Origin of the sequence: Robiginitalea sp., assembly GCF_049588695.1 — a bacterium.
Classification (GTDB): Bacteria; Bacteroidota; Bacteroidia; order Flavobacteriales; family Flavobacteriaceae; genus Robiginitalea.
This window is the reverse complement of record NZ_JBAVZJ010000267.1, coordinates 1-4,186: the sequence shown is the minus strand read 5'-3', so window position 1 is coordinate 4,186 and position 4,186 is coordinate 1. Positions and strand designations below refer to the sequence as shown.

Here is a 4,186-nt window from a genome sequence, read left to right as displayed (position 1 = left end):
TTTTCAGTTCATTTTTTTATCGATGACGCATTTACGGAATTGCGGTTGAAAAGCCGGATCCGCTATCGTATAGATGCGCTGTTCCGTGAACACGGCGTACGGATCCCATTCCCTCAGCGGGATGTGCATTTTTTTCAACAACCCCTTCCGGGCGGGGCGGGTGCGGATTCCGATTTACAAACAGGGAAACCCGAATGAAATCGAAGCAATTCCATCCCCCTAGAATTGAAAAATCAAAGGAGCTCCTCCTACTGGGATTTCGAACGCGAATGAGCATAGCACAGGACACTACCCGGGAATTATGGGGCAGGTTTATGCAGGTTTCAAAAGCTATCGGCAATAAGAGCGGCACCGAATGGTACTCTGTGGAGATTTACCCGGATTCGTATTTCAACTCCTATGACCCTGGCAAAACCTTTGAAAAGTGGGCAGCTGTAGCCGTGGAAAAAAGCACTTTTCCCCGGCCTTCAGGTATGGAGGAACTCCTTATTAGTGAAGGGCTGTATGCCGTTTTTAGCTACCTGGGTCCTGCCAGCCAGGTGCATCGGCTATACCAGTACATTTTTACAGACTGGATCCCGGGGTCCGGGTTTGTACTTGACCCAAGGCCGCATTTTGCCATTATGGGGGCGGGGTATAAGGGAGAAGATTCAAATTCACAAGAAGAATTGTGGATACCGGTCCGAAAAAAATAAGGGAAGATGCGATCAGGTAAAGAGGTATACGGACTCCTGCTGTTGTGTTTATATTGTACACTGTGGCTTTGTTCCTGTGGTAATGCGGATAAAAAGCGCGAACTGACTATCGCCGGAGCTTCCAATATGCAGTTTGCCCTAGAGGAGATTTCAGAGGCTTTTGAGGCTCAAACAGATATTCCCTGCCGCATTGTGACAGGTTCTTCCGGCAAACTGACGGCCCAGATCTCGGAAGGAGCGCCTTATGACATACTGGTTTCTGCGGATGTAAAATATCCCGACAAACTCTATACGGAAGGCTTGACACTAGGCCCTCCACGGGTATACGCCTTTGGTAAATTGGTATTATGGACGACATTGGAGGGCATGGATCCAGACCTCAGTGTGTTGGCACGTGATGAAATCCGCTATATTGCAGTAGCCAACGCCAAAACAGCTCCGTATGGCCAGGCCGCTTTGGAAGTTTTGCAGTACAACAATCTCGATAGCACCTTGCAGGAGAAGCTGGTCTTCGGGGAGAGTATCGGGCAGGTGAATCAGTTTATCCGATCGGGTTCCGCAGAAATAGGGTTTACAGCCATGTCTGTGGTTTCTGCTCCACAATTTGAAAGTATCGGACGCTGGGCAGTCCTGGATTCACTTCAATACAACCCTATCGAACAGGGGGTAGTGGTCATCCGTCAGAAAGACGGCAAAGGGGATGACGCCTTATTATTCCAGGATTTTTTATTTTCAGAAGCCGCCCGGGCGATCCTCAGAAAATACGGATATACAACAAATGAATAGGTTTCAAGGACATATAGGTGCAATCCGGACCTGCCAGCAGATCTCCCTGGTGACCACAATTCTCAAAGAGGACCATGAGATTCAGGCTGTGGTTATAGAAACACCTGAAACGGCCCCTTACCTTAAAATGGGGGCTAAGGCCGCCGTACTTTTTAAGGAGACGGAAGTTGTTCTGGGCTTGCCGGGGACCCTGCAGCTCAGCGAGCCGAATCAAATACCCGCAGAGGTGGACAGGCTGGAGCCCGGTACCTTGTTTACCTGGGTGGGCTTACGAACACCGATCGGGGATATCGGGGCTATTATTCCCGCGGATTCTGTGGCCCTTCTCGGCCTTATCCCCGGAAAAGAGGTTATAGCCTGCGTCAAAACAACTGAAGTAATGCTCTCGGGACAATGAGTTGGGAACCCCTCTTACTGACACTGAAACTCGCCCTGGTGACTACAGTCATCCTACTGGTGCTGGCTATACCGCTCTCGTACTGGCTGGCGTATTCACGGGCGCGTTTTAAACCTGTGGTAGAAACACTGGTGAGCATGCCTTTGGTGCTTCCGCCAACGGTTCTTGGATTTTATTTTTTAATCGCATTTAGCCCGCGTAATGCTTTCGGGGGCTTTCTGGAATCCCAGTTCGGGCTCCAACTGATCTTTTCATTTCCGGGGCTGGTCCTGGCCTCCGTCCTTTATAGTTTACCCTTTATGGTCCATCCCATACAGGCAGGCCTGTCTTCCCTGTCTCCATCGCTCAGGGAGGCCTCCTATCTGATGGGAAATTCCAGGTTCAGAACACTGAGGCGTATTTTACTCCCCAATATCCGGCCGGCTCTGCTGACCGGGATTGTCCTGTCTTTTGCACATACAGTCGGTGAATTTGGGGTTGTGTTGATGATCGGGGGGAATATCCCGGGCCAAACCCGGGTGGCTTCCATTGCTATTTACGATGAAGTAGAAGCGCTGAATTACGGGGCTGCCAACGTCTATTCCGCCATTTTGTTTACAGCTACCTTTATGATTTTGCTACTGGTCTACCTGGTCAATGGAGGATATTTAAAACGATTCTGGAGATGATTTCCTGTACCGCTCAAAAAGATTTGAATGCTTCGGGAGGCGGAATCCAACTCCGGCTGGATTTTGATATCCCGAAAGGTGCCCTGGTGACGCTCTATGGTAAATCCGGGGCGGGAAAGACATCCACCCTTCGCATACTCGCCGGGTTGCTGACCCCGGATTCCGGTCGTATTCGCGTCGGGGATACGGTCTGGTTTGACAGCGCTCAAAGGATAAACCTAAAACCCCAACAGCGGAGGATTGGTTTTGTTTTTCAGGATTACGCCCTTTTTCCCAATATGACCGTTCAGCAAAATCTCGAATACGGCAGCGGAAGGCGTGCAGATCGTCAGCTCGTGAACACCCTGATCGATATGGTAGACCTCAGGGGACTGGAAAAACGCTTGCCATCCACCCTTTCCGGCGGACAGAAACAGCGGGTTGCCCTGGCGCGTGCTTTGGTCCAAAAACCTGATATACTCATGCTGGATGAACCCCTGTCGGCCCTGGACAGTGGAATTCGGGCTAAATTACAGGAAGATATTCTACGGGTACACCGGGAGTTCGGCCTCACCACAATACTGATCAGCCATGATCTGGGGGAGATTTATCGGCTATCGGACCGGGTCATGCATATGGAGGCCGGCAGGATAACCAAAGAAACCGCTGCCGATGCCTTGTTTTCCGACCGGCAAATTAGCGGCAAATTCAAGTTTACAGGGGAAGTTATGCGTATTGAAGCGGCGGATATCCTATTTATCGTTCACGTTCGGATACAAAATCAGATCGTTAAAGTGGTTTCCAGGGCTTCGGAAATTGAAGGGCTCTCCATTGGAGATACCGTTCTTGTGGCCTCTAAAGCCTTTAATCCGGCACTCTACAGACTGGGGTAGTTGGTTTCTTCGGGTTTCTTTCGTTTAGACAGGCGAAACGCACTAATTTTGAAATTGGAACAAATATGGAACAAAGGCATATCGGAAGCTCCGTATAATCCGAAGTGAGAATACCCCTAAAAATTGAAAGATCCTTATGTCAAAAATCTTAGTTATTGAAGACGAAGCCGCCATCCGTCGGGTGCTGGTCAAAATATTAAATGAGGAAAACGAGGCCTATCAGATCGAGGAAGCCCCGGATGGAGCAGCTGGAATGCAAAAAATCCGGCAATCCGATTACGATCTGGTACTCTGTGATATTAAGATGCCTAAAATGGATGGAGTAGAGGTGCTGCAGGAAGCTCGAAAGGAGAAGCCTGAAATACCCTTTATCATGATTTCCGGGCACGGCGATCTGGATACGGCTGTTCAGACGATGCGTCTTGGGGCTTTTGACTACATTTCTAAGCCTCCGGACCTGAACCGTTTGCTTACCACTGTCCGCAATGCCCTGGATCGTAAAGAGCTGGTGGTAGCCAACAAGCGCCTCAAAAAGAAAGTCAGCAAGAGCTTTGAAATGATAGGGGAGAGCCCCGGAATCCAAAACATCAAGGAGATCATTGAAAAGGTGGCCCCAACGGATGCTCGCGTCCTTATTACCGGTTCTAACGGTACAGGTAAGGAATTGGTAGCGCACTGGATTCACGAGAAGAGTGCACGCTCAGGCGCCCCATTTATCGAGGTAAACTGCGCGGCCATCCCATCAGAACTCATAGAAAGTGAACTTTT

The 4,186-nt window shown here is 49.7% G+C and carries 6 protein-coding genes and 1 pseudogene; all 7 read left to right on the top strand.

Going from position 1 to position 4,186, the window contains the following annotated elements; genetic code table 11:
* Positions 1-198, top strand: a pseudogene (locus tag WBV75_RS06505) (hypothetical protein); the annotation flags it as partial.
* Positions 195-695: a GyrI-like domain-containing protein gene (locus tag WBV75_RS06500; RefSeq protein ID WP_424119830.1), complete on the top strand. Its 501-nt coding sequence runs from the start codon at positions 195-197 to the stop codon at positions 693-695. The pseudogene WBV75_RS06505 and the gene WBV75_RS06500, both read left to right, overlap by 4 nt.
* 6 nt (positions 696-701) lie before the next feature.
* Complete coding sequence (gene modA / locus WBV75_RS06495; RefSeq protein WP_424119829.1) at positions 702-1,481, top strand: molybdate ABC transporter substrate-binding protein; 780 nt, start codon at positions 702-704, stop codon at positions 1,479-1,481.
* Entirely contained in the window at positions 1,474-1,878 is a 405-nt protein-coding gene (locus WBV75_RS06490; RefSeq protein ID WP_424119828.1) for a TOBE domain-containing protein, read from the top strand. The genes modA and WBV75_RS06490 overlap by 8 nt, the downstream gene beginning before the upstream one ends.
* Entirely contained in the window at positions 1,875-2,546 is a 672-nt protein-coding gene (gene modB / locus WBV75_RS06485) for a molybdate ABC transporter permease subunit (RefSeq protein ID WP_424119827.1), read from the top strand. The genes WBV75_RS06490 and modB overlap by 4 nt, the downstream gene beginning before the upstream one ends.
* Positions 2,543-3,418 (top strand): sulfate/molybdate ABC transporter ATP-binding protein, encoded by an 876-nt coding sequence (locus WBV75_RS06480; protein ID WP_424119826.1) that lies wholly within the window; start codon positions 2,543-2,545, stop codon positions 3,416-3,418. Before modB ends, WBV75_RS06480 begins: the two co-directional genes overlap by 4 nt.
* Positions 3,419-3,554: 136 nt before the next feature.
* Positions 3,555-4,186: sigma-54-dependent transcriptional regulator (locus WBV75_RS06475; protein WP_424119825.1), on the top strand; the 632-nt coding region annotated here is incomplete at its 3' end.